The following is a 26,114-nucleotide window of genomic DNA, read 5'->3' on the forward strand; positions in this document are numbered from 1 at the left end:
AGTTAAGGTTGGCAATATCACTTAGTAACCCATATAATCAATATTAATTGGTTACTTGAAGCAAGTTTGGCTGAAGATTAGTAACCTGTCAAACTTATTTTTAGAGGTTACTCATGGTTATTTCTGCAATTCTGCACGGCGAGGCTCAGAGTGGCGCTCCGATGCTTGGGGATCATTTGGCAATGGACTTGCTGAATACAGAAGCACGTGACAATGATCAGGCTATTGAATTCTGGAACAATGATGCAGAAGTACTGCAATGGCTGGCCCGTTACGGCATAGCTCCGGCAGCAGAAAACAGCTCATTTGCTCCGGCTGAATTACTAGTGCAAGCCAAAGCACTGCGCACGCTGGCACGTAAACTGATCACAGGGTTTAAAGAGGGTAAATCGCAGGACATCAGTGAGTTAAACCAGTATTTGCACACTTTCGATACTACGCCTTCTCTGGCAATGAATGCAGAGGGCAAGCTAACGTTAAGCCGTATCTCTCGCAGCACCAGTATTGGATCTTTATTAGGCCCTGTCGCAGAGGCTGTTGCTGAACTATTGGTTGAAGGTAACTTCGATTTGGTCAAACAATGCGAGCACCCGGACTGTATTTTGTGGTTCTACGATAGAACCAAAGCCCATAAACGCCGTTGGTGCAGCATGGCTTTATGTGGCAACAGGCATAAAGCGGCGCAGTTTAGGAAAAGAAGTAGTAGTTAAGGTTATTCACAGAGAAACAGGCATAAAAAAGCCCCTGATTTCAGAGGCTTAATTTTATAGCGAACAAACCCTGTTCATCAGAACGGAATATCGTCATCAAAGTCGATTGGTGGTTCCATTGGGCCACGTTGTTGTGGTGCTGCCTGATTAAAACCGCCTTGTGGCTGGTTAAAATTGCCCTGAGGCTGGAAGCCACCCTGAGCTGGACGTTGCTGGTAACCACCTTGTGCCGGTGCTGCAGCAGCTGGAGCTTGCGGAGCGTAACCGCCCTGAGCAGCAGGAGCCGCTTGTGGCATACGTTGTTGTGGTGCAGCTGCAGGTTGTTGATAGCCACCCTGGTTACCCATAGGAGCACCGCCACCCATAGCCGGAGCCTGACCCATGCCAGCGCCTTGACCTTCACCACGGCCGTCTAACATTTGCAGCTCATTGGCAATGATTTCAGTGGTGTAACGTTCAACACCTTGCTGATCCTGCCACTTACGGGTACGTAAACGACCTTCGATATAGACCTTGCTGCCTTTACGCAGATATTCACCGGCAATTTCAGCTAAACGCTGATAAATCACTACACGGTGCCATTCGGTATTTTCTTTCTTTTCATTGGTGGTTTTGTCCGTCCAGCTCTCGCTGGTAGCAATAGTCAGGTTAGCGACTGCGCCACCTGTAGGCATATAACGGACTTCCGGATCGGTACCTAAGTTACCAATCAGGATTACTTTATTAATTCCACGAGCCATGCGACTTCTCCTTAACTTTTTTGGCTGCTCTCAACCAAAGACTGTGCCTCTGCCAAATCAAAATGTTGCTGGCCGACTTTTAAATACAAACGTTGTTCCGCAACCACCACTGTGACTTCCAACACACCTTTGAGTTGGGTCAGGCGCTCTGCCAATTGGGCTGCGGCGGCTTCATCGGCCACTTTGACAGGCAATGACAGCCGTTGCGATCGCGCTGGCACTGTCATGCTGCTGGCATAAGCCAACCATAGTAAACCAATCAGGGCAGCCACGGCAAACAAGGATTCACCGCTGCTGAAACTAGCCACAGCACCGCCTAAAATACCGCCAGCGAAGGCGCCAAAAAACTGCGCACTGGCATAAGTACCCATAGCAGTACCTTTTAATCCAGCAGGGGCAATACGCGACAACAAAGCAGGCATGCTGGCTTCTAAGTAGTTAAAGCCAACAAAAAACAACAACAGCGCCAGGGCGATCGACCACAACTGCTGATTGATTAAAATTAACACAAAACTAACAATAAGCAGGCTTATTGCCAGTAATAAATAACCTTTTTCCTGCTGCTTGCGGCTGGCGAGGATCATCAGTGGCACCATCAAAATAAAAGCACCAACTAAAACAGGCAGATACAACTGCCAGTGTTGTTCTGATACAAAATCTTGCTGCAGCAACAAAGTCGGCAACACCACAAAAATAGCCGTCAGTAGTAAGTGCAGTACCAGCACACCAAAGTTCAGTCTTAATAATTCGGGATGACGAAACAGCGCCGTGATTTGGCCTTTGGTGGCTAGAGTTTCAGAAGCTGGTGCTTTACTGACAGCCACCGGTACCACTTTCCAAACCAACAACAAGCCAGTAACAGCCATTAACGCTGTGCACCAGAAAATACCACTTAAACCACTGGCTGCGGCTATGGCTGGGCCTGCCACCATAGCTATGGTGAAAGACAAACCTATGGTCATGCCGATCACAGCCATGACTTTGGGTCGTTGTTCTTCGCGGGTAAGGTCGGACGCCAACGCCATCACAGCACCGGAAATTGCGCCCATGCCTTGCAACACCCGGCCAAAAGTCACCATATAAACTGAGTCAGCCAAAGCTGCGACCACAGAACCCAGCACAAAAAAGCTAAGCCCCAATAGCATGACCGGCTTTCTACCCCACTTATCGGACAGCCAGCCCATAGGAATTTGTAACAGTGCCTGAGTTAAACCATAAGCACCTATGGCTAAGCCTATCCACAAAGGCGAAAAGCCGATCAGGTCTTTACCAAAAATGGCAAACACAGGGATCAGCATAAATAAACCAAGCATCCGGAAAGCAAATACCAGTGCCAAAGACCAGGCGGCACGTTTTTCCAGTGGATTCAGATGGGACATCCGCGACTCTTCTCCGGGTTAAAGCGGGCGGCGATTGTAGCACAGCTCGCCTCACCTGCCACAGCCGAACTAAAAGGAATCTGTCGCAAATTCTATGCGATCACGGCCTCTTGCTTTGGCCTGATACAAAGCATGATCAGCACGGCGTAGCTGACAGTCAAAATCGAAGTCAGCGTTAAATACCGCTATGCCTAAACTGATGGTCAAGTGTTGCGGTTGTGCGGATTGTGGCAATTGCATGCTTCGCACAGCCAGCAATAAACGTTCTGCAGCTAACTGCGCAGAATCTCTGTCGGTTTGAGGGAGAAATACAATAAACTCTTCGCCGCCATAACGCGCCAGTACATCACTTTGCCGAAGTTCCTTTTGCAGCACTTCAGCCACAGCAATTAATACTTCATCACCACCGTCATGGCCTATCTTGTCGTTAATTTGTTTAAAGTGGTCTAAATCAATCATAAAAAGTGCTGCACTGTGGCGCTGACGCTGCAAATAAGCCAGGCAACCCTGAATAGCATTCACTAATCCACGGCGGTTCAGTAAGCCGGTTAACGGGTCATGTAAAGCCTCGTCTTTAAACTTTTGTTGGGTTTCCTCCATATAACCTGTCAAAGCAAAAATACAGTAACCCGCTGATACTGCAGGCCAAAAAGACTGCGAAATAAGTAAGCCCGACAATAACCAGTCTGGTGCTATCAGCAACATCAAAGAGCGAAGTAAACAAATCAGCAGCCAGGCCGCAAAAACTGCAGCCATCATAAAATCAGACAAAGTAAGGTTTGGCTTTAAATAGCGGAAACACCAAAAGCTGGGGCCTATCAGCAATAAGGTAAATAAGGTCATCAGATGTAAGCTAACCCCTTGCTGTTGATGGTAAGAAAAATAACTGTAAGAACAAGCCAGCGCTAAACCTACAGGCGCAATCCACCACCAAGGCACAGTCCTGCCCGCTCGCTTAAAACAAAAGGCCGTCAGCAAACTCATATTCAGCGCAGACAAACTTAAAGACAGCACTAAGCTCAGGCCCACAGCAGGCCAAAAGTAGAATAACCAGCTCAGTAATTCAGCGCAGATAGCGCCCTGCAGCAGAGGTAAAGCTTTGCTGTTTTGATCATTCGCGCGCAAACGAAAGCTCGCCAGTAAAAATACCAGCAACACCTGGATCATGGCGAAGCAATAGAGTTGCTCTGAGGTCATAGTACGTCTGAAACTAAGAAGACACTTTCAACTTAGCTTCAACTGATTCAATCCGCAAATCTGGCTCAAAAACAGCGAAAATCCGGCCTGCTACTTTGTTGTTTTTCTAAGCGGCTGGCTTGCTATAAAGCATGTATTTATATACAGTATCGCCAATTGAATTATTGCTTTACTGATCCGGTTAAAGCTTTGCCGCATAAAGCTTCAACCAAAGTCAAACTGACTGCCTCATAGCAATTTTTGCGATAATTCGTTTTCCCCAAGCCGACTCAACAGGCAAGAGACCCAAACGTATGGATAAAATAGATATTCGGGGTGCCCGCACCCACAACCTGAAAAATATTTCACTGGAAATTCCACGTGACAAACTGGTGGTGATCACTGGTTTATCCGGTTCAGGTAAATCCTCTTTGGCCTTTGATACGCTGTACGCTGAAGGTCAGCGCCGTTATGTTGAGTCTTTGTCAGCCTACGCCCGGCAGTTTTTAAGCCTGATGGAAAAACCCGATGTTGATCATATCGAAGGTTTATCACCAGCTATTTCTATTGAGCAAAAGTCTACCTCGCATAACCCACGTTCCACTGTGGGCACTATCACTGAAATTTACGACTACCTGCGTTTATTGTTTGCCCGTGTTGGTGAACCCCGTTGTCCTACTCACGATTTACCCTTAACTGCCCAGACGGTCAGCGAAATGGTCGATAAAGTAGTGGCCTTTCCTGAGGGCACCAAGCTGATGGTATTAGCGCCTGTGGTGCAGGAGCGTAAAGGTGAGCACGTAAAAACGCTGGAAACCTTGGCGGCTCAGGGTTATATCCGCGCCCGTATCAATGGCGAAATTTGTGATTTGTCGGATCCACCAAAGCTGGACTTACACAAAAAACACACCATTGAAGTGGTGATTGACCGGATTAAAGTGCGCGACGATATTAAACAGCGTTTGGCCGAAAGTTTTGAAACCGCGCTTGAGCTGTCTGGTGGTATCGCCAAAGTAGCGTCGATGGACGATGAAAAAGCGCCAGAGCTAATCTTCTCTGCCAACTTTGCCTGCCCGACGTGCGGTTATTCAATGGCCGAGTTGGAACCGCGTTTATTTTCCTTTAACAATCCGGCCGGTGCCTGCCAAAGCTGTGATGGCTTAGGTGTAAAACAGTATTTTGATGCCAATAAGGTTATTGTCAGCGACGAGCTGAGTTTATCCGGCGGTGCTATCCGTGGTTGGGATAAACGTAACTTCTATTATTTCCAGATGCTGAAATCCTTAGCCGACCATTATGGCTTTGAGCTGGAAGTGCCTTTTGCCAGCCTGACCAAACAGCATCAACAAGTGATTTTAAACGGCACAGGCAAAACCGATATTGAGTTTAAATACCTGAACGACCGTGGCGATATCATCAAACGTAAACATCCGTTTGAAGGCATTTTGCCGAATATGGAGCGGCGTTATCACGAAACCGAATCCAATGCGGTACGTGAAGAACTGGCCAAGTATTTAGCTTCGCAGTCTTGCCCAACTTGTAACGGCTCACGTTTACGTGAAGAAGCGCGCCATGTGTTTATTGGCAAAACTACCTTGCCTGAAGTGGTCGAGCTGTCGATAGGTGACTGTTTAGAGTTTTTCCGTCAACTGACCTTAATGGGCCAGAAAGCTCAGATCGCCGAAAAAATTCTGAAGGAAATTCAGGACCGGCTGATGTTTTTAGTCAACGTCGGCCTGAATTACCTGAACCTGTCCCGCAGTGCCGAAACCTTATCAGGTGGCGAAGCCCAGCGTATTCGTTTAGCCAGTCAGATTGGTGCAGGTTTAGTGGGCGTGATGTATGTGCTGGACGAACCCTCTATTGGTTTACACCAGCGCGACAACGACAGATTATTAGGCACCCTGACGCATTTACGCGACTTGGGTAACACCGTCATAGTGGTAGAACATGACGAAGACGCAGTGCGCGCCGCCGACCATATTATCGACATTGGCCCTGGTGCCGGTGTGCATGGTGGTTATATTGTGGCGCAAGGCAGCCTGGAAGATATCAAAAACACCCCAGAGTCGTTAACAGGCCAGTATTTATCCGGCGTGCGTAAAATTGCGGTGCCAGACAAACGCCATGAAGGCAAAAAAGGCAAAGAATTGCGGGTGTTAGGCGCAACAGGCAACAACCTGAAAAACGTCGATTTGGAAATTCCTTTTGGCGTCATGACCTGTATCACAGGGGTATCGGGTTCTGGTAAATCTACCTTAATTAACGACACTTTATTCCGTGTAGCTCACCGTGTATTGAACAAAGGCGAAGGCGACGAACCTGCAGCCCACAAAGCCATTCAGGGCATGGAACATTTTGATAAATGTGTCGACATCGACCAAAGCCCGATAGGCCGTACGCCACGTTCTAACCCGGCAACCTACACAGGTATTTTCACTGCAGTACGGGATTTATTCGCTGGTACTCAGGAATCCCGTTCTCGTGGTTATCAGGTAGGACGTTTTAGTTTTAACGTCAAAGGCGGCCGTTGTGAAGCCTGTCAGGGCGACGGTATGATCAAGGTTGAAATGCACTTCCTGCCAGATGTGTACGTGCCATGCGACGTCTGTAAAGGCAAACGCTACAATCGCGAAACGCTGGAAGTGAAATACAAAGGTAAGAACATTCACGAAGTGCTGGAAATGACAGTGGAAGACGCTCACGAGTTTTTCGAAAGCATTCCGGCTATAGCCCGCAAACTGAAAACCCTGATGGACGTAGGTTTAACCTATATTCGCCTCGGCCAGTCGGCGACAACCTTGTCGGGCGGCGAAGCCCAACGGGTGAAACTGGCGCGCGAACTCAGTAAACGCGACACAGGCAAAACTCTGTATATCCTTGATGAGCCGACCACAGGTCTGCACTTCTTTGATATCCAGCAACTGCTAAACGTACTACATAAACTGCGCGACGCTGGTAACACCATAGTCGTGATTGAACACAACCTCGACGTGATCAAAACCGCAGACTGGGTGGTCGATTTAGGCCCTGAAGGCGGCAGCGGCGGCGGTGAAATTCTGATCGCAGGCACACCAGAACAAGTGGCAGCTTATGAGAAATCTTACACAGGGCATTATTTAAAGCCGCTGTTGGGGATGTAAATTCATGCACTTTGTAAGGGCGCGATGGATCTGCGCCTTTTAACCTGCCAGAGTAAGTCTATTCGCAAGACACAAGCTTAGCTGTTCGAAACAGCCAGCTCTATCTGGGTTAAATGCTGTTCTATATGCAGTTGATGTGCGGCCATAAAGTCTTTGTGGTTGAGATTGCCGTAGGCGAAATGGGGTTGCAGTGTGCTGCTGCGCTGGAATAACTGCAGCGCGTTGATCAGTTGATCGAGAGCTGTATCCACCGGCAAGTTCGCATCCAGCTCCAGCATGCCCGGAATGGCTTGATCCAACGGATGGTGCATGGCGCCTGCGGTTTTAAATACCTTCAGCGCCAGTGGTCCTACTGTATGGGTAAACCAGGCCGCTTTATGTTCAGGATAACCTGTGACCGAACCTATGACACTTTGCGCAAGATGCTGAAATACCATAGTGGGGCTCCAGCTGCCGCTGCTATGTAGCTGTTGGCCTTTAAAGGAGTTCAGCTTTGCCAGTAACAGATCGGGGTCTGGCGTAAAACGGCGGCTGGCCAGTTCTACGCCCGCTACGGCAACCAGCGGCACTACGGCAAGGCTGACTAAAAAATGTCGTCTGTTCATGGGTACTCCTGCTGTCAAGCCGTCACTATGCCTTTGATCAACTGAACAGTAAATTCAATCTTCTCATTACTCAGCTGACGGTAATCAAAATAAGGCGTGACCAGTACTTTGTTACTTGGATCTATCGCAAACTCTTCATTCAGCCAATGCAACTGGCAGCCTAAACCTTGTTGGATCAGTTGCTTAGCATGGGTGCGGCCAGCAATTAAATGAATAGTGTTATCGCCAGGCTTTAGCAGCGGCATATCAAATAACAGCGCTGTATCTGAAGATTTTTGTAGCAAAAACTGGTCGCGATACTGCTGCCAGCTGGCGGCCTGAGTCGGGAAGCTAAATAGCTTTGGATCCAGAGCGCATAGCAACTTGGCGTAGACATTAAACAACTTGCGCCAACCATTACCGCAGTGGTGATAAATCAGGTCTATATCGCCCGCTTGCATCGCTTCGCAGTCAAACAACTGCTGGTACTGGGGCATTTTAGGTCGGTTTTCTACATAGACCCTAAAGCTGGCGTTTTGATCCCCTAGTCCAATCACGTTTTGCTGTCTCATCCGATAAAAACTGCCGTTATGGTAACGGATTTTATGATTTCGTCCTTACTCCTTTTTACGCTATTTGAACTCTTTGCTAGCGACAAGAAAGCAAAACTTACGAATTTTTTACCCAGCCTCCCTGCTTCTTTACAGTCTTTTTGCGCAGAGTTTTTTTATCATAAGGCTGTGTTGATAACCCGGACTTCTGTCATGTTTAGTCAGTTAAAACCTATCGCCATTTGCCAGCACGACGCCACTCAGGGCCCTGCTTATTTGCAGTCTTATCTGGATTTATGCCAGTTGCCTTATCAGATTTTTGCCATCAACAATGGCGAAGCTCCGCCTCTAAGCAGCAAAGATTACAGCGCTGTAGTGCTGCTGGGTTCAAACGCCAGCGTCAACGACCCTTACCTCTGGATTAAGCAGGAAGAAGTGTTAGTGCAGGACGCTTTGGCGCGTCACCGGCCAATGTTAGGTCATTGTTTTGGCGGGCAATTGCTGGCCAAAGTATTAGGTGCTCAGGTTAGACCCAACGCTGTGCCACAAATAGGCTGGGATCCGGTAAGGGTAACGGCTTTTCCCGAAGCCAGGGAATGGCTAGGCGATCAACCTGAGCTGAACCTGTTTCACTGGCATTTTGAAACCTTCCAAATTCCAAGAGGTGCAAAGCGTTTGTTATATGGCCGTTATTGCCTTAACAAGGCCTTTGCTTACGGCCCTCATCTGGGCTTGCAATCGCATTTAGAAGTCACAGCCGAAAGCGTGAAAGCCTGGTGTAAACAGGACAAACAATCCTTGCTGAATTTTCAGCATCTGAATTCAGTGCAAAGTGAAGAAGATATTTTGCAAAACCTGCCTGCTAAAGTAGCGGCGCTGCATAAAGCTGCCAACTTCACTTATCACAAATGGCTGCAACAACTACCAGGGTACAGGCCTTGCCTGAATAGTGCTGAACATCTGGCTTGTTAAAGCTGATGCTATGCTGGCAAAACACTGTCAGGCCAACTCTGTGTGGCCTGCAGTGCTCCCTTCTCGCGTTCTAACTGAAGATCCAGCCCGGTTTGCTGACATGTACTATGCCAAGCACCAAACCATAACCACTGCTTTGGCGACCTTTGGCGAATAAAGCAGTCAGTTCTGTGGGCTGATCGTCGTCTTGCAGCGGGTTACGAATAAGCAATTGCTCTGAGTTGGCGCTGATATAAATGGTAGCGGCAACGCAAGGCCAGCCTTTTTTACGAGTGTGGATTTCATCTTTTGTTACTCCATGTTCAGGGTTCGCCTGCAGAGTGACAAAACAAAAGTGAAAAGGGCGTGAAAGACTGCAAATCTTTCTGCAAGCCATACTGAATTTTTCATCAACACTGGCATTCACCAGAAACGGGACTAGCATTGATTTGGTCTTCAATATCAATAGCGACTATCAAAAAACAGATAAAGGAACCACAGCATGAATCGTTATTCTTTAATTGTTTTCAGTACTTTATTACTACTCAGCGGTTGTAGCCAGATAGCGGCAAATTATCGGGTTGACCCTGTATTAAAACCTGTCGGCTCCGTCAAACCTTACATCAAGTTTAACGCTGATACAGGTGAAGCTTATGCCGAAATCAATACCGAAAGTTTCCAGGAGATTTTATCTGCAGCAAACACCAAAGAAAAAAAAGAAGCGCTGGCTTTTGAACTGATCAGCTTGTCTGATGAAAGTTGCGAGCGGCACAAATCGCTGATTATTTCTAATGCCAATACCTGGAATATCAGTACAGGCACGGTCACCAATGTGTTGGCTGGACTGGGAACTGTAGTGGGCGGCGAAAGTGCCAAAGCGGCATTATCAGCAGGAGCAGCTTTATCAAATTCAAGCCGGTCTTTAGTCAACGAACAAATTTATGCCAACGCGTTGGCCACCACCATACTGCGCTCTATTGAGCTGAAAAGAAGTGAAGTCAAAAAACAGATTTATAACGGTCTGGCAGCTAGCCAGCAAAGCAGCTACAGCGCATACCAAATGCTATACGACATAGATTATTACCACCAGCAATGCTCTTTTATGGTCGGTATGGTAGAAATAACCAAAGCACTGGAAAACCGTAAACCTACTCAGTCTGACATTAAAGAGCAGATAAAATTTGTTGAGCAACAGTTAAAAAGTCCCAACAGCAATACTGAAGTGCTGAAAGGCGAGCTGGAAAAACTTCAGCTTGAGTATAAAAATGCCACTCAGTAACCCGCTGATAGGCGTGCCGAAAAAGGCCGGATCAACTCCGGCCTTATCCCGAACTCAAGTGAGTTAACCGGCTTTTTTCTCCAGCTCCAGCTTACGTTGTTCGGCTTGCTGTAGCAGTTGATCCAGAGTAGCGCGGTTATAGACTTTGCCCTGATACAACAGAGTTTCAATACTGCGGCTGGCTTTGATATCCAGCAGTGGGTTTTGATTCAGCAACACTAAATCTGCTTTTTTCCCAACAGCTATGCTGCCGTAGTCTTTGTCCTGATGCATAAAACGCGCACCATTGATGGTGGCCGTTTGTAAAATTTGTGCCGGAGTTAAACCTGCCTGCTGAAACAGTTCCAGTTCGTCGTGTAATGCCTGAGCCGGATACACATAAGTGTTCAGCGCCGCCGAGTCGCTGCCGGCCAGCAAGGTCACTCCGGCTTGCAGCAGATAAGGTAGCTGGCTGGCGATCAACTGCTCTTTGTCTTTACGCTGTTGTTGCTGCTCTGGCGTTTCGTTGGCCATACGGTCGATACGCCATTGATAGTTAGAGGTAAAATCTTTGGTCAGATACTTTAAAAATTCATCGTGACTATGGTCAGTGTCATGTAAATGCGCCAACTGCCGTCCGCCAATTAAAGTAGGGGTCACAGCAACATTCAGCTGTTTTAACATGCGGTATCCCAACAGCGCCTGCTGCTGATTAAAACCAGTTTTGTAATGTTCTGCCGCCTGTTGATTCGTCATAGTTCCGGCACGTACCTGAGCCGCCACAGCAGCTTCGTCAGCAAAACCCAGCCGCAGCAGGTAAGATGCATGTTCAAGGCTAGATAAACCTGCTTGTGCTAGTTGCGCAATACTGGTGCCATAAGGTACATGGCTGGACACTAACAGACCGCGTTTTTTTGCTTCTTTAATAGTCGCCAGATATAAATCCGGTTGCAGGGTATTTTCAGTGATCTTGATAAAATCGACCTGCATCTGCTGCAACTTATCCATACCAGCGAGCATATCGGCTTCGCTGCCTATTTCTAAGTCGCCATCCCACAACGAATTGATGCCTTCAAACTTCTGGCCTGCGGTAAAGATTTTAGGCCCAAGCAGCTTTTGCTGATTAACCTGCTCACGCCAGTTCAGCACTACAGGAGCCAGATTGCTGGCGGCCTCACGCACGCCGGTAATGCCATAAGCCAGATAAACAGGTAATAACAGCGCGTTATCTTCCACCAAATCACGGCCTTCAAAATGCACATGCATATCCCACAAACCCGGAATTAAATAGCGGCCACCACCATCCAGTTGCTGCGCTTGTGGGTAATCACTTAACTGAGCTTCAGGCAAAATCGCCTGAATACGGTCTTGTTTGATCACCAGCAGTTGATCTTGCACCAACTGACCTGTGGTTACATCCACCAACTGAACATTATGTAAAACCAGCAGAGGCTCATTCACTTTAGGGGTGCAACTGAATAAAACCACCGCAGCAGTGGCAATCAACGAAAGGCGAATTAATTTCATCACAAACTCACAACAAATAATGATGACTTTATAGTGCCGCAATACTGCGGCTTAAGGCCAGATCGTCAAACGCGGCAATAACTACGCTGGTCTTATTACTGTCTAGTGTCCACTTGTGCTGGATCAAAGACCAATCAGATAAAAGGCGTAGCATGAGGGACAGAGCACAGACAGCACAACTGTAACCAAGCAAGATAAAGCTGTACTGTCTGCACCGGAGCATGTTTTACCGGCACAGCGAACTAAAACCAACGGGGAAAAACTATGCCAGATAAACACGATTTACATTCTGAATTTCCGGAATTCAAAGAACAAATTCATCAGTTAAAACAGCACAATAACCACTTTGCAGTGCTGTTTAGCCGCTACCATGAAATTGACCACGAAATACACCGCATTGAGCAAGGCGCGGAGGTATGCAGTGACGATTATCTGGAGCAGCAAAAAGTACAACGTTTGCATTTAAAAGATGATTTATTCACTATGCTCAAGGCTGCAGAAGTCACGGCCTGAACGACTTGGGGTCAGGCACAGTGCCTGACCCCACTCAAAAATTAAGGCTGGAACTCCACAGCACCAATATCTGGTGCCGCGATTCCATCCCCATTGCCATCGACAGGACGGATAGCTCCGTTTACGTCTGTGGTTAAGCCTACATCAACAGCGGCGTCTATGACTGGTGAGCCAGCTACGGGCAAACCATTTTGATTTAACCCAGGATTAGCAGATATCTTTCCCGACTCCAGCGGTACACCTGCCACTCCCTCATAGTTGGCGTAATTATCCCAGTACAGGTTATTTTTAAGTTGGGCAGATATCTCAGAAGAATAGTCTGAAGACCAATTCAATCTCACGGCATAAAGTGACGCAGAGAAGATATTATTGTTGATCTGTACTTCAGCCACGCTATCGAAACTGTATTGTTCAACAGACACACCGTACCCAACACCAGAGATTGTGTTGTGATTAAATGCCAATTTAATAGAACCACTGGCTGAAAACACAGCCCCACCACAAATCTCGCCTGAACCAGGCTCACGCTTCAGCGGTCCCAAAAACAGATTATTCTCTACAACTACCTCTACCGGATTTACATCTTTATTCAGTATCTGTATTGAACTACAGCCTTTAATACTACTTGTAGAGTAATTAAAATCAGGAACAATAAAATTACCTGTAGCTGTATTCTTACGGATTACTAAATCGTGTTCGCTGTAAATTGAAGCGCCTGGACGATGCCACTCCGTTTTACCAAACACGTTGTTTTCGACAATGCTACCGTCTTGCTCAGTAAGAATGAAGTGGCTGATTGTAAAACCTGAAACTGAGCTGCCATAGGCAAGCTTTATGGTACTTGCAGGCAAGCCAAGTTTAAATTTAGATGCAAACAAAAAGGTCGTGTCCGCACCAAAGGCAGACTTGAGCACAGTTTTTTTGGCCGTTAAATCTATGGAACCAATGTAAATGCCGGCAGGTACTTCAACGATTGCGCCATCTGCTGAGGCGTCAACCGCGAGCTGAATAGTTGAAGCCGACTGCCCCACAACTATCGGCATTTTAAAAGATTTGAGTGCGCCCATAGATGGATGAGATACCGATAGAGTCAGTTCGTCATTCCCAAGCAACTCTCCCTTTAAAGTCATGCGGAAATGTAACGAATCCACCTGCAAATTCCACATTGTCCGAAGATCACAATTCACCCAGGATTGAGAGCCTTTGTCATAACAGGTCATGCTTTCAATACTGACCTGTGGCGGCACCGTCATTACCACTGACGAGCCCTCAAGATTGTCACCTTTGTTTATTAAAGTGAACTCATAGTTAGCAACATCACTCACGAGACCAAGGAAATGAGTGATCGGCTCATTTTGGGTAATATGAGCATATATACCGTAATCCGGCTGAGCTTTTGATCTGGATATCTGGAACGATTGCTGGTTATCATTAGGATTAGGATCATGGGCAAAACTGGTTATATTTGCAGTTATGCTCACTGACAGGCCCCCAGTTCCTTTGGCCGGATCCAACAGGCCATATGAAACGTTGGTAATACTTCTTGCATTAAGCTTATCAAAACGACATACCAGCTGTTTATTTTGCTGAGTTAATAAACAACCCATTGTTTGCCTGAATTCTGCATCCCCCCTCAAGTTCAATGTCAGCACGACATCGGTAGCGTCAACATTTGACGAAAGATTACTTAACTCAATAGGCACATGGAAGTCATCACCAAAGCCAAACTCACGATCTGAAACTCCCAACTGCAAATCGGCAATAGCCGGCTTCACAAGCGAATCATTCGGATTACCTAAATACCTGAACTCGTCAATATTTGTAAATCCGTCAGCATCCCTGTCTTGTAAGGCGTCAGCAGGGTCTGTCGGAGATAAACCAACCTTCAACTCCCAAGTATCTTGTATACCATCCCCATCATTGTCCTCAAAAGAGGTAAGCAACTCAGCAGAAAAATATTCATTTAAATACCGATAATTTACTTCAAATTCCTGATCGCCGTCGGCATCAATGTCAAAACGATAAAAGGTATCTGTAGAGCTGCCATTTTGGTAACTGTTAACTGACCAAATTGCACTGGCATTATTTGCTCCTGTTAGTTGCAAACGCCCCTTTTCTGGACCAATGATCATTGTGTTGAGTATAAAAACTTCAGAGGATAAAAACGACATTCCACCATAACGGGAATCCATTACTTCGCCAGCCAAATAAATACCATTTGCGCTGCAATACACTTGTGCATTACCTACACGGTTGAATTTAAAATTATTAAAAAAGATCTGATGCGATGCAGGACCATTTAACAACAGATTGTATGTGGTAGTGGTATCAGTGCAGACGTCTCCTGTTGAAGTCTGTCGCATCACCCCCCTTAAAGTATAAGTACCGAAATCTGCGGCGAGCTGAACATCCTGAAAAATAAACTGAGCTTCGGTGACCTCTCCCATACTATTTGTGGATAGAATCCTCGCAGTAACTGGGCCCGTGACAATAGTTCCTTCACTTTGGCATGACGCAAAAGTGAACTTCAGTTCATTTTCTTTTGACGTCTTTTCAATATTGACTGAACCACCTTCAGGACATGAGTCATTCAAGAAACCAGAATTGTCGGAATCATCATAGTCAGGCAAAAGCTCAGGAGCTACAAAAAACAGATAGTCATTGAAGGTTGCCAAAGTAGTCAGATTAACATCTGCCTTATTTTTGTTCCCATTATACGAAGAAGATATATTGATATATTGCGCCAAAGGATCCGCAGAATTCCCACCTCCTGAACCCCCACCATTTCCACCGCCTGAACCACCCTCAACCGAATCACCACCACCGCCACCGCCACATCCCGACAGCAGTAAAGCACCTAACACTGCATAAAATAACTTCATCAAACGACTCCACATCCCTGTACGAGATCCAAACAATTACCTAACCTGTGTCCGCAATTTATCATTTCGCATCTGAACACGGAATCTGTTCCTAAAGTTTATTTTTCACCTTCATGTTCAGAAAACTAGTAATTGTTTCAGAAAAAAACATCAAGCTTTGAAGCACTTAAGGAAACAGTGTTATTACTTTGAGGCAGGCTGTGTTTTGCCATAAAAGCTTTACCATAGCGCTAACTCGAAGCAGTGGATCACGGCGATGCAGCAGTGGTGGTTATTTTTTAGTATTGCGTTGGTCACAACCTTTTCGCCTGGCCCTGCCGTATTGTTTGCCGTCAGTAATGCCTTGGGCATGGGCGCACGCACTGCCGTCTTTGGCTCTTTGGGAAATGTGCTCGGCCTAAGCTTATTGTCTTTGCTGGCTTTTGTTGGCTTAGGTGTGGTGCTTGCTACTTCTCCGTTGGCCTTTTTAACGCTGAAGATAGCCGGGGCCGGTTATCTGGTCTATTTGGCATTGCAGCAATGGCAGCAGAGCCGGCACATCAAAAACCTACAGGCTGGTGCACCGCAAAAACGCCGGCAAATATTCCGTCAGGGTTTTGTGGTGGCCATCACCAACCCCAAAGCTATTTTGTTTTTCTCCGCTTTATTTCCGCAGTTTATTCAACCCGATCAGGCAGCATGGCCGCAGTTTAGCCTGCTGACCGCTACTTTTATTCTCTGTTCTTTGATTTCGCATGGCAGTTATTTACTGCTGGCGCATAAGCTTCAACCTTACCTGCAACAAGCTAAACCAGCACGCTGGCTGAACCGGATCAGCGCTTTGTTATTGCTGCTAATTGGCGTCAGTTTGTTATGGACTGAAAGCGGCCGCTGGTAAAAGCCACGTTATGTTTTTTCACAAAGCGACTTCATCTTTTTCCTCTGTGCAAGGTTAATCGTTGTATTGTCCTACAATAGGATGTATAAAAAACCCGCACTACCGACAGCACATCAAACTCCCCACCTAGCCAAAGTAATTGGAATTGCAGGGAGGCGACAAGCTAGCACTATCCAGGGAGCACACCTATGCAACCAGGGTGAGTAACGCAATAAACAAAGCTGCGGTTTCAAGTACGAAGGGTAGAAATCAACAGGAGAAGTCGATGAGAATAATAAAACCACTATTGCTGGCCCTTGGTTTTGGCTTGAGCGCCAGCGCTCTTTCCGCCACACAAATTCAGCTTGATAGCAGTGCCAAAGGTGCTGTGATCAATAAAAATATCTACGGTCAGTTTGCCGAACATTTGGGCCGTGGCATTTATGAAGGCCTTTGGGTTGGCCCGGATTCTAAAATTGCCAATACCAAAGGCTTTCGTAACGACGTTTTAGCCGCACTAAAAGACTTACATGTACCTTTGATCCGTTGGCCAGGCGGTTGTTTTGCCGACGAATACCATTGGCGTGATGGCGTAGGCCCTAAAGATAAAAGACCAGTCAAATTAAACACCAACTGGGGCGGCGTCGAAGAAGATAACGCTGTCGGCACCCATGAGTTTTTTGATCTGGTGGAATTGCTGGGCGCCGAAGCTTACGTCAATGGCAACCTCGGCACAGGCACGCCACAGGAAATGGCTGAATGGCTGGAATATATGACGGCCGAAGGCAAATCAACGCTAGCCGAATTGCGTCGCAAAAATGGCCGCAATAAGCCATTTAAAGTGCATTATTTTGGTGTAGGCAATGAAGCCTGGGGTTGTGGCGGTAACATGTCGGTGGAGTACTACACCAACTTGTATAAGCATTACACCACCTTCCTGAAAACTCCGGCCAACAATACCCCCAAATGGATAGCCAGCGGCAGCCACAGTGAAGACACCTCCTGGGCTGACTATATGACAGCCAATATCAAACAAAAAATGGATGCAGTCAGTTTCCACTACTACACCCTGCCAACAGGCAAATGGGATGTAAAAGGCGCGGCGCTGCAATTCCCGGAAAGCGAGTGGATCAGCACCATGCAGCGCACACTGGCAATGGACGGTTTTATCACCAATAACAAAAAGGTGATGGATAAACATGATCCTGAGAAAAAAGTCGGCTTTTACGTCGATGAATGGGGCACCTGGTTCGACGTGGAAAAAGGCGAGAACCCGGGCTTTTTGTATCAGCAAAACAGCTTAAGAGACGCCATAGTGGCGGCACTAAACTTCAATATTTTCCATAAGCATGCCGACCGGGTGCATATGACCAATATTGCGCAGATGGTGAACGTATTACAGGCCATGATACTGACGGATAAGGAAAAAATGATCCTGACTCCTACTTATCACGCCTTTAAAATGTATGTGCCATTTCAGGACGCCACAGCCTTACCGCTGAAGCTGAGTAATGTACCGGATTACAAACTGGGTGAGGTGTCAGTACCAGCAATTAGCGCAACAGCAGCCAAAGCTAAAGATGGTTCTGTCTATCTCGCGCTGGTGAATGCCAATCCAAATAAAGCGGAAACAGCAGATATCAATCTGGATGGTATTAAGATTAACAGCGTATCAGGCCAGTTACTGACTGCGCACGCTATGGATACTCACAATACTTTCGCTAAACCAGAAGCCATCAAGCCAACAGCCTTCAGTGCCAAAGGTAAAAACGGCAAACTAAGCCTGGAACTGCCTGCGAAGTCTATAGTGGTGGTAAAAGTGCAATAAGCTGACGGGTCACTCACAGCTATCAAAAGGGCAATTCAATTTGCCCTTTTTTATAGGCCAGAGCTAACGCAGAAAAGAAAAACCTTCCGGATACTGATGCCAGCCATCAAAATCACCTTTAGTTAAAGGCACTTTCTGAGCCCGGGCTATGGCGTACACCATGCCGTAGTGAAAGTAGAAATTCGGCAAAGCATAGAGATACAAAAACTGCTCCCCTGTTAGTTCCAGCTCTGCAAAACCAGCCGTAGTTTCAATACGTTTTTGCTGCCAACCGACAAAATCCTCAGCGTGAAGTGACTGTAAGAACTCTATGGTTAAATGGATTTGCTGCTCTAAATCAGCCCAACTTGGTTTGGGCTTGCCAAAAATTGGTTTTTCCTTATCAGCCAATGGACTACAAGCACGCAACGAAAAACAAATAGCGGTTTGCGCCTGCTGCCATAACGGAAATTGTTCAGGTGTTAAAGCGGCATCCAACAAAGCAGCATCGTGCTGCTGAATTTTCTGCAGCGACAAAGCCAACTGGCGCAAAGGATGAATAAAAAGCACATTGGGTAACATAGAGTTGTCCTTTCTCAATGCTAAAAATCCTGGAATAAATTGCGGAGCAAACAACCTTTAGGGTTATCCGCCAACACCCGCAGCATAACGCCAAAATCAGTTTAATACAGCCATCTAATATTGATGAGATCGACATGACACAAATACGTGTCGAAAAAATACGTTTTTTTAAACATGTTTTCCTGATATGTCGATGCTATCGACCTATTTCGGCTTGGGCAGGAACAGAATTTGAAGATTAATTGTAGGGGTGACCTTTATGGTCACCCGCTGCGGTGTGTGATGTCAGGCAAATTCCAACTGATAAGGCAACACCTGTAATTGTGCTTGTTGCTCACGCACCAGCCACAGATCGTAGGCGTTTTGTAACCGAAGCCAATGCTCAGCCGAAGGTTTGCTAAATGCCAGTTCCAGACGCAGTGCCATTTCCGGTGTAATAGCGCCTCTGGCATTCAGTACTTTGGATAAGGTTTTACGGCTGATATTTAAATGCGCCGAAACATCAGTCACAGTTAAAGCCAAAGGCTCAATAATCAGCTCTTTCAGAATCTCACCAGGGTGAGCCGGGTTATGCATACTCATTAGTGATAATCCTCGTAGTTAACAATTTCAGCATCCCGGCCAACAAATCTGAATGTGACGCGCCAATTTCCATTCACGGTGACAGACCAAATACCTTTCCGGTCACCCGAAAGTTCATGCAGCCGAAGGCCAGGCAGATCCATATCATCTATGGCTTCCGCCTGATCAAGGTTTGACAGGATAAGTCTCAGGCGATTCTGATGCTTGGCCTTTATGCCAGCCGTACTGCCTGTTTTATAGAAGCGCTCAAGACCTTTATGTTTAAAGTTCTTAATCATGTCAAAATTGTAACCCATGAGGTTACATTGTCAAGATCGTGCAGCTGATCCCAAACAACTATCTCGCCACCGCGACAAATGTCGCAGATTTTGCTTGACCTTGCTGTGACATTTGTCGCACTCTAAAAGCATAGTGAAATCACAGACTCCATTTTATGCACCAACCTACGGCCCCTGAGCTGGAAATTCTGAAATTATTGTGGTTAAAACAACCTCTGACTGCGCGTGAATTGCATGATGAGCTGGAGTCTGTATTGGGCTGGGGTTATTCTTCTACCCGCAAAACTCTGGAGCGTATGGGCGAAAAAGGTTTTGTCGCTTGTGAAACTTTGGGCAATAAAAATAGCTATAAAGCGCTACTGGATAAAATGCCAACGCTGGCAGCTTTTGCGCAGGATTTTGCCCGCAGGGTATTTGAGCTGAATGGTCCTTTGCCCGTGGCCATGTTTGCCAACAGCAAGCTGGTGAATGCCGATGAAATGGCTGATTTGGAAAAACTGCTGGCTGATTTAGCGCAGCAGCAAAAGGCTCCAATCAACAATGGGGAGGCTTAAGATGGCTGAACAATTGTTGTTGTCCTTGCTGCTTTGTAGCCTTTGGTCTGGTTTACTTTGGTTTTCCAGTCAGTTTTTGCTAAAGAAATTCAGCGCTTTGCAGCATTGGCCCGCTTTGTATTGGTGTTTACTGGCTTTAAGTTTTTTACCTTTATTGCCTATGCCGGAGCTGTATCAGCACTGGACTGTACCTTCGGTATTACTGCTGGATACGGTCAGCTCGGTGCAAGCTTTAACGGCTCAGCCACTACACCCGTCTTTACTAGAACCTCCGATTGAGACCGCCTTTTACTGGCGTATGGCCTTGAGTTTGATTGCCATTATCAGCCTGTTATCGCTTTGGCGTTTAGTTAAACAATGGCAGCAGGTGCAGCGGCTGATCCAGCTGTCCGAACCTTTAGACAAGACTTTGCTGCTCAACAAAACACAACTGGAATGCTTACCCAGTCAATTTGAAATTCGCCAAACCCAGGCCGCTATTTCGCCTTTTGTTGCCGGCTGGAACCGCATGGTATTGGTGTTGCCCGCTTATATAGAAGATATGTCAGAGCAGCAGCGCCAGTTATTGCTCGATCACGAACTGGTGCATTTACAACGACGCGACCCACAACAGCTGTTACTACTGAGGGTTCTGGTGGCTTTATGCTGGTTTAACCCGGTATTACGACGGATTGAACAGGCCTTTATTCGCAGTATGGAATTGGCGGTAGACAAAGCTGTACTTCAAAAGCAGCCAGAGCAAGCGCTGTTGTACGGCCAAACCTTGCTTTGCAGCTTAAAGCAAAGTCAGGCAGAGCAGATGCCAGCGCTGATGCCGGGTTTTATTCAAAGCAATGCCAGCCAAAGTTTTTATCAGCAACGTTTGCAGCAGTTATTTCAGCCAGCTCCTGTGTTGTCCTTCTGGCAAAAATGGCGCGCTACAGCGGTTTTATGTAGCACTGCTTTGCTGCTGAATGTGGGCTGTGCTCAGCTTAGCTTCAGCTCGCCGCCACAAGAATGGGTATTACCGGTTGGCAAAGTGCCTATCAACTCTTTTTATGGTGAAAAACACCCGTTTCGCAAAAACCGCCCACACCAGGGGCTGGATTTTGGTGCCAAACGTGGCGCTACTGTAAAAGCGGCGCAAAAAGGCAAAGTGCTGATAGCGGATGCCAAAAGCTTACATGACAGATATGGCAAAGCTGTGTTGATTGACCATGGCCATGGTTATCAAACGCTGTATGCACATCTGGATGATTTTTATATAAAACCAGGCCAGACAGTAGAACCGGGCCAGCCTATAGGCAAAGTGGGATCGACAGGCCGGGTGACAGGGCCACATTTACATTTTGAATTGCTGGTCGAAGGCAAACAGCAAGATCCAACTCCTTATTTAAAGTTGTAGCAGTTAAGGCAACCTGATGAAATTATTTATAAAAACCACCTTATGCAGCCTCTTGCTCTGCGCTTTTTCAACCTCAGCACAGTTTCAGCAAACCGAACTGCTGCAAGGGCTGGATTTGCAGTTTAGGGTGCAGCTAAACAAAGCCAAAGTGCCAGGCGGTGCTTATGCGGTAGTGCGTGGTAACCAGATTATTGCCACTGGCAGTTATGGTGTGCGTGCTATGGGCAAGCCAGAAAAAATTGATGCCGATACCGTATTCCGGCTGGCCTCAGTATCAAAAACTTTTACCGGTGGCATCAGCGTATTAGCCGCTCAGCAAGGCAAAGTGAATTTAGACTTGCCGTTGATTAACTATGTACCTGAATTTAAATTAAAAACATCTGCTGCCACCCGGCAAATTAAGGTGGATCAGGTACTCAGCCAAAGCACGGGTTTAATGCCGCATGCTTATGAAAACCTGTTGGAAGCTAAACAAACTCCAGAACAAATTTTGCCAAAGTTTCAAGAGCTGGCGCCAGGCTGTAAACCTGGTACTTGTTACAGCTATCAGAATATTGTGTTTGCTTTACTGGATCAGGTTTTAAGCCGTGGCACCGGAAAAGCTTATGAAGAGTTACTGCCTGAACGTATTTTTAAACCTCTGCAAATGAGCACAGCCTCTGTGGGTTATGCACCATTTTTAGCCACTGAAAACAAAGCCATGCCACATAAAAGAGGCGGTAAAGGCTGGCGTCCGGTCAAAATAGACCCGAATTTTTATTGGGTCAATCCAGCCGCAGGAGTCAATGCCAGCGTCAATGATATGGCCAAATACCTGATAGCCATGCTGGGTCATAAGCCTGGTGTATTCAGCGCTGAAGCTTTGGCGCAGTTGCAACAACCTATGGTGAGGTTACGAGGCAAACCTCGCTGGCCGGTTTGGCAACAATTCAAGCAGGTATCCAGCTGGTATGGCCGTGGCTGGCGGGTGATCCAATACGATGAAAACAAACTGTTTTATCACGGTGGTGTAGTGGACGGTTTCCGGCCTTATATCGCTTATTCACCAGAGCAGGACATAGGTTTAGTACTGCTGACCAATGCCGAAGCTGATATCACAGGCGATTTAGCCAAATGGTTCTGGCAACAGGTGTTAAGTTCATAATTCATAAGGATTCGATATGAGATGGTTTATCGTTTTGTGTGCCTTGTTCAGCCTGAACTTATCGGCAGAAGAACAATTCCCGGCCTGGGAATTACCTAATACTCAGGTGCATCAGTTACCAGCGCAAAGCAATGGCCGCCATTACGAAGTTTGGGTTGAACTGCCACCTTCCTATGGCAAAACAGAGAAGAAATTTCCGGTACTTTTTGTGTCTGATGCCAATTACGCTTTTCCGCTGATCCGTAGTATCCGCAACCGTTTGGGCGCTGGAGGTCAGAATATTGAAGACTTTATCATTGTAGGTTTGTCCTACGCCCAGGGAGATAACCCAACAGATAGCCGCAGCCTGGATTACACCCCAACTAATGTCTTAAAGCGGGCAAAGAAACCGGGTGAAAATTTCAGTGCTAAAGCTTATGGCGGCGCGGCTTTATACGCCCAGTATCTGCAACAACAAGTGATCCCTTTTGTATTAAATAACTATCAGGTAGACCCCAAACGTAAGCTTTTTGTTGGTCATTCGTATGGTGGCCTATTAGGTGCACAAATCCTGCTGACCCAGCCCGATACTTTTGATACCTATATTCTAAGCAGCCCATCCTTGTGGTTTGACGATAAAACAATGTTCAAGCTGGAGCAGCAGTACGCGGCCACACACAAAGATTTAACAGCCAGGGTGCAGCTCTATGCCGCTGAATTTGAACAGATAAAACCAGGGCCACGTTATGCCAACAGAGTGAGCATAGTGGATGACATGCTATTGTTTGAGAAAACCCTGAAAAGCCGTAATTACTCAGGCTTACAGATCCAAAGCCAGATTATTGCCGACGAAGATCACCTCTCTGTGTTTCCGTCTATGATAAGCCGGGCTCTGGTTACACTCTTACCAGGCTATGGCCCTTATACGCCGGGCTAAACATTGCTAAAACAAGGTGTAACTGCTGTAATGCTTTTATCTTGATTCAGATGGGTCTGTTATGGAAATTCTGGATTTATCCGCTTTAGTTTTGGCTTGCAAGTCCTTGTCTGAAGCAGTGCAGGACAGCAAAAATCAGAGTTTTATCGCCAGCTTATCTGACAGTCAGAAGCGTCTGGTGGTGGCTGGTGTGATCCAAAACTTTGAGTTCTGTTATGAGCTTTGCGTCAAAATGATTAAACGTCAGTTGGAACAAGATGCGGCGGCATTAAGCGATATAGACCAATACTCTTTTCGGGATTTAATTCGTACCGCTATGGAAAAAGGTTTGCTGGACGACCCAGAGCTTTGGTTTGAGTTCAGGCGGCAACGCAATATTACGTCTCACACTTATGATCAGGACAAAGCTTCTGTTGTGTATCAGGCCGCTTTGAGTTTTGAAACGCAGGCTTTATCTGTGCTAAAGCGGTTGCAGCAACGTAATGCTTAATCTGTCGGATGCTCAGCTGTCTCTATTGCAGCATCTGCTTAGCAGCCATGTACCTGGTGTTAGGGTTTGGGCTTTTGGTTCCAGAGTCAAAGGTACGGCTAAAGCATGGTCTGATTTAGATTTGGTTTTGGTCACTAAACAAGCTTTGCCACCAAACCAGGTCTTTAAGCTACAGGATGCACTAGAAGAGTCTGATTTACCTATTAAGGTGGATCTGGTGGACTGGCATGATATTTCGGCTGAGTTTCAACAACTGATCCTTAAAAATTATCAGGTTATCCAACAAGGTGAATGATGAAATTACGAAAAAAGCTGTTTTTGAGCACAACTCTGGCCCTGCTTACTTTTACCGCAGCAGCCACTAGTTTTGGTGGTGTTGTCGATAAAACTAAGCTGGTAGAGGTCGCTGATATTCTGGCTAAACCACAAAGTTATCTGCAGCAACAAGTGACAGTCAAAGGCACAGTGGAAGCTGTCTGTCAGAAAAAAGGCTGCTGGATGCAATTCGCTGCTGATGCTAACCAACCCACTTTTCGCATTAAGGTAAAAGACGGCGATATGGTGTTTCCGGTCAGCGCCAAAGGTAAAACGGCTTATGCCAGTGGTAAGCTGGATCCGATAGAAATGGATTTAGAATCCACCCGTGAATATCTGGCGCATAAAGCCGAAGAACAAGGCCAAGCCTTTGATCCGGCCAGCGTGACTGAAGCCATCACTTTGTATCAGTTGGTGCCTGTTGCCGTTGAAATTGCCGATTAAACATCAATTCTGATCACAGCAATGACCATTCAGCCCACTCCGGAACAGCTGGCTTTTCAACAAAATAGCCAGCTGTCTGCTTTGGGTTTTAGTCAGCGTCAGCCTTGTTTACAACTACAACAATGGGTTCAGCTATATTGGGCTGTGCAAGTGCCAGAGCAGGCCGATACCACTCAAGCTCATGCTTTATACCCGGATGGCGGCAGCAATCTGACCTTCGACTTTATCCCCAACCAGCTGCCTGCTGTCTATTTTCAGTACACTCAACAGCTAAGCCAACGCTGTTTTTCTGCAGGCCAGCATCAGCTCAGCGTGCGTTTTCATGCTAGCGGAGCTTTTCAGTTATTGGGCATTAGCCCTACCGAGCTGGCAACAGAGCAACTGGATTTACGACTATCCAACCTGGTCGGATTGGACTGGCTGTTAGAGCAATTAGCCAGCAGCAGCGATTTGCCTGTTCAAATGACAGCTGTTGAATGTTGGTTATTGCACCTTGCTGAGCGGATGATTACCAACACCAGCCTGGTGCAAAAAAGCCTGCAACTGTTACAACAACCCGCTGCTGATCTGCAACATCTATATCATCAGCTGCCAAAAAGCCGCCGACAGTTTGAACGGCTGTTTAAGCTGGAAACAGGTTTATCGCCTGCGCAATTACAACTGCTGTTTAAAGTAAAACTGGCGAGATTTTTAATCAGCAAGAACCCGCTGAGTGATTTAGCCAGTGTGGCACAACAAGCGGGTTTTTATGATCAGGCTCATATGCATCAGCATTTTGTCCGCACCACAGGCCAAACCCCGGGTCAGTATAAAAAACGCAAGATGTCGCAATTGTCCAATTCTGCCGGATAAGCTCTTTGTACACTGGACGCCTCAACCAATGGAGGTGTTTATGTCAGAACGTATCAGCCGTACTCAAGTCTATAAAGCTCAACCAGCCATAGTGCAGCATTTGGTTGGCCTGGCCAAAGCAGCCGAAGATTCTGGTCTTGATAAAAGCCTGATCCACTTAATGAAAATTCGTGCTTCCCAACTCAATGGCTGCGCCTTTTGCCAGCATATGCATGCCAATGAAGCGAGAAAAGACGGTGAACAACAACATAGACTGGATGTGTTGCCGTCATGGCAGGAAGTGAAATCAGCGTTTACAGCCCGTGAACAAGCTGCTTTGATCTGGACTGAAGCTTTAACTTTAGTGGCAGGTAAAGGTGTGTCTGATCAGGATTACGCTACTGTTGCAGCAGAATACTCAGAGCAGGAAATTTTGAACCTGACTGCGCTCATCGTCACCATCAACAGCTGGAACCGTATCGCAGTGGCCTTTCATTTTCAGCCTGAGTTTTAAGTT

The 26,114-nt window shown here is 46.6% G+C and carries 27 protein-coding genes; 16 read left to right on the top strand and 11 right to left on the bottom strand.

What is annotated here, in order from left to right:
* Positions 1-113 precede the first annotated feature (113 nt).
* Entirely contained in the window at positions 114-710 is a 597-nt protein-coding gene (locus tag OM978_RS20775; protein WP_264344329.1) for a CGNR zinc finger domain-containing protein, read from the top strand.
* A gap of 77 nt (positions 711-787) precedes the next feature.
* Here OM978_RS20775 and ssb read toward each other — a convergent pair whose 3' ends face one another.
* The 3 genes from ssb to OM978_RS20790 all read right to left on the bottom strand — a co-directional run bounded on the left by ssb (position 788) and on the right by OM978_RS20790 (position 4,026).
* Entirely contained in the window at positions 788-1,450 is a 663-nt protein-coding gene (gene ssb / locus OM978_RS20780) for a single-stranded DNA-binding protein (RefSeq protein ID WP_233010844.1), read from the bottom strand.
* Positions 1,451-1,461: 11 nt separating this feature from the next.
* A complete protein-coding gene (locus OM978_RS20785; RefSeq protein WP_264344330.1) occupies positions 1,462-2,829 on the bottom strand; it encodes an MFS transporter in 1,368 nt (455 codons plus the stop codon).
* Between the two features lie 69 nt (positions 2,830-2,898).
* Entirely contained in the window at positions 2,899-4,026 is a 1,128-nt protein-coding gene (locus tag OM978_RS20790; RefSeq protein ID WP_264344331.1) for a GGDEF domain-containing protein, read from the bottom strand.
* Between the two features lie 293 nt (positions 4,027-4,319).
* On the opposite strand from OM978_RS20790, the gene uvrA reads away from it, so the two are divergent.
* Positions 4,320-7,148, top strand: a complete 2,829-nt coding sequence (uvrA, locus tag OM978_RS20795; protein ID WP_264344332.1) for an excinuclease ABC subunit UvrA — start codon at positions 4,320-4,322, stop codon at positions 7,146-7,148.
* A 77-nt stretch (positions 7,149-7,225) separates the two neighbouring features.
* Here the strand turns inward: uvrA and OM978_RS20800 are convergent, their stop codons facing one another.
* The gene (locus OM978_RS20800; RefSeq protein WP_264344333.1) at positions 7,226-7,753 is read right to left on the bottom strand and encodes a DUF1569 domain-containing protein; all 528 of its coding nucleotides are present in this window, start codon (positions 7,751-7,753) and stop codon (positions 7,226-7,228) included.
* Positions 7,754-7,767: 14 nt separating this feature from the next.
* Complete coding sequence (locus OM978_RS20805; RefSeq protein ID WP_264344334.1) at positions 7,768-8,304, bottom strand: DUF6942 family protein; 537 nt, start codon at positions 8,302-8,304, stop codon at positions 7,768-7,770.
* Positions 8,305-8,496: 192 nt separating this feature from the next.
* On the opposite strand from OM978_RS20805, the gene OM978_RS20810 reads away from it, so the two are divergent.
* Entirely contained in the window at positions 8,497-9,255 is a 759-nt protein-coding gene (locus OM978_RS20810) for a type 1 glutamine amidotransferase (RefSeq protein ID WP_264344335.1), read from the top strand.
* 70 nt (positions 9,256-9,325) lie between these two features.
* Here the strand turns inward: OM978_RS20810 and OM978_RS20815 are convergent, their stop codons facing one another.
* A complete protein-coding gene (locus OM978_RS20815; RefSeq protein ID WP_264344336.1) occupies positions 9,326-9,679 on the bottom strand; it encodes a hypothetical protein in 354 nt (117 codons plus the stop codon).
* 57 nt (positions 9,680-9,736) lie between these two features.
* On the opposite strand from OM978_RS20815, the gene OM978_RS20820 reads away from it, so the two are divergent.
* Positions 9,737-10,513, top strand: coding sequence for a hypothetical protein (locus OM978_RS20820; RefSeq protein ID WP_264344337.1), 777 nt, complete (start codon positions 9,737-9,739; stop codon positions 10,511-10,513).
* 63 nt (positions 10,514-10,576) lie between these two features.
* Here the strand turns inward: OM978_RS20820 and OM978_RS20825 are convergent, their stop codons facing one another.
* Complete coding sequence (locus OM978_RS20825) at positions 10,577-12,019, bottom strand: amidohydrolase family protein (RefSeq protein ID WP_264344338.1); 1,443 nt, start codon at positions 12,017-12,019, stop codon at positions 10,577-10,579.
* A gap of 264 nt (positions 12,020-12,283) precedes the next feature.
* Here OM978_RS20825 and OM978_RS20830 point away from each other — a divergent pair, with 264 nt between their 5' ends.
* Positions 12,284-12,532 (top strand): YdcH family protein, encoded by a 249-nt coding sequence (locus tag OM978_RS20830; RefSeq protein WP_264344339.1) that lies wholly within the window; start codon positions 12,284-12,286, stop codon positions 12,530-12,532.
* A 41-nt stretch (positions 12,533-12,573) separates the two neighbouring features.
* Here the strand turns inward: OM978_RS20830 and OM978_RS20835 are convergent, their stop codons facing one another.
* The gene (locus OM978_RS20835) at positions 12,574-15,414 is read right to left on the bottom strand and encodes a choice-of-anchor Q domain-containing protein (RefSeq protein ID WP_264344340.1); all 2,841 of its coding nucleotides are present in this window, start codon (positions 15,412-15,414) and stop codon (positions 12,574-12,576) included.
* A gap of 256 nt (positions 15,415-15,670) precedes the next feature.
* Here OM978_RS20835 and OM978_RS20840 point away from each other — a divergent pair, with 256 nt between their 5' ends.
* Positions 15,671-16,291, top strand: a complete 621-nt coding sequence (locus OM978_RS20840; protein ID WP_264344341.1) for a LysE family translocator — start codon at positions 15,671-15,673, stop codon at positions 16,289-16,291.
* 265 nt (positions 16,292-16,556) lie between these two features.
* Positions 16,557-18,098, top strand: a complete 1,542-nt coding sequence (locus OM978_RS20845; RefSeq protein ID WP_264344342.1) for an alpha-N-arabinofuranosidase — start codon at positions 16,557-16,559, stop codon at positions 18,096-18,098.
* Positions 18,099-18,161: 63 nt separating this feature from the next.
* Here the strand turns inward: OM978_RS20845 and OM978_RS20850 are convergent, their stop codons facing one another.
* From OM978_RS20850 to OM978_RS20860, 3 genes are all read right to left on the bottom strand, one after another.
* Entirely contained in the window at positions 18,162-18,659 is a 498-nt protein-coding gene (locus OM978_RS20850) for a DUF1993 domain-containing protein (protein WP_264344343.1), read from the bottom strand.
* Between the two features lie 285 nt (positions 18,660-18,944).
* Entirely contained in the window at positions 18,945-19,241 is a 297-nt protein-coding gene (locus OM978_RS20855; RefSeq protein WP_264344344.1) for a HigA family addiction module antitoxin, read from the bottom strand.
* Positions 19,241-19,519, bottom strand: coding sequence for a type II toxin-antitoxin system RelE/ParE family toxin (locus tag OM978_RS20860; RefSeq protein ID WP_264346981.1), 279 nt, complete (start codon positions 19,517-19,519; stop codon positions 19,241-19,243). Before OM978_RS20860 ends, OM978_RS20855 begins: the two co-directional genes overlap by 1 nt.
* Before the next feature lie 155 nt (positions 19,520-19,674).
* Here OM978_RS20860 and OM978_RS20865 point away from each other — a divergent pair, with 155 nt between their 5' ends.
* The 9 genes from OM978_RS20865 to OM978_RS20905 all read left to right on the top strand — a co-directional run bounded on the left by OM978_RS20865 (position 19,675) and on the right by OM978_RS20905 (position 26,111).
* Positions 19,675-20,073 carry a BlaI/MecI/CopY family transcriptional regulator gene (locus OM978_RS20865; RefSeq protein ID WP_233010886.1) on the top strand — a complete coding sequence of 133 codons (399 nt, stop codon included), beginning with the start codon at positions 19,675-19,677 and terminating at the stop codon, positions 20,071-20,073.
* A gap of 1 nt (position 20,074) precedes the next feature.
* The gene (locus tag OM978_RS20870; RefSeq protein WP_264344345.1) at positions 20,075-21,457 is read left to right on the top strand and encodes a M23/M56 family metallopeptidase; all 1,383 of its coding nucleotides are present in this window, start codon (positions 20,075-20,077) and stop codon (positions 21,455-21,457) included.
* Between the two features lie 16 nt (positions 21,458-21,473).
* Entirely contained in the window at positions 21,474-22,601 is a 1,128-nt protein-coding gene (locus OM978_RS20875; protein ID WP_264344346.1) for a serine hydrolase domain-containing protein, read from the top strand.
* A gap of 16 nt (positions 22,602-22,617) precedes the next feature.
* Entirely contained in the window at positions 22,618-23,517 is a 900-nt protein-coding gene (locus OM978_RS20880; RefSeq protein WP_264344347.1) for an alpha/beta hydrolase, read from the top strand.
* Between the two features lie 61 nt (positions 23,518-23,578).
* On the top strand, positions 23,579-24,007 hold the full coding sequence (locus OM978_RS20885) for a nucleotidyltransferase substrate binding protein (RefSeq protein WP_264344348.1): 429 nt from the start codon (positions 23,579-23,581) through the stop codon (positions 24,005-24,007).
* Positions 24,000-24,302: a nucleotidyltransferase family protein gene (locus OM978_RS20890; RefSeq protein ID WP_264344349.1), complete on the top strand. Its 303-nt coding sequence runs from the start codon at positions 24,000-24,002 to the stop codon at positions 24,300-24,302. The genes OM978_RS20885 and OM978_RS20890 overlap by 8 nt, the downstream gene beginning before the upstream one ends.
* Positions 24,299-24,766, top strand: coding sequence for a DUF4920 domain-containing protein (locus OM978_RS20895; protein WP_264344350.1), 468 nt, complete (start codon positions 24,299-24,301; stop codon positions 24,764-24,766). The genes OM978_RS20890 and OM978_RS20895 overlap by 4 nt, the downstream gene beginning before the upstream one ends.
* 21 nt (positions 24,767-24,787) lie before the next feature.
* The gene (locus OM978_RS20900) at positions 24,788-25,618 is read left to right on the top strand and encodes a helix-turn-helix domain-containing protein (RefSeq protein WP_264344351.1); all 831 of its coding nucleotides are present in this window, start codon (positions 24,788-24,790) and stop codon (positions 25,616-25,618) included.
* Positions 25,619-25,658: 40 nt separating this feature from the next.
* The gene (locus tag OM978_RS20905; RefSeq protein ID WP_264344352.1) at positions 25,659-26,111 is read left to right on the top strand and encodes a carboxymuconolactone decarboxylase family protein; all 453 of its coding nucleotides are present in this window, start codon (positions 25,659-25,661) and stop codon (positions 26,109-26,111) included.
* Positions 26,112-26,114: the final 3 nt, after the last annotated feature.

The sequence above is a fragment of the Rheinheimera sp. MM224 genome, assembly GCF_947090785.1.
Taxonomy (GTDB): Bacteria; Pseudomonadota; Gammaproteobacteria; order Enterobacterales; family Alteromonadaceae; genus Pararheinheimera.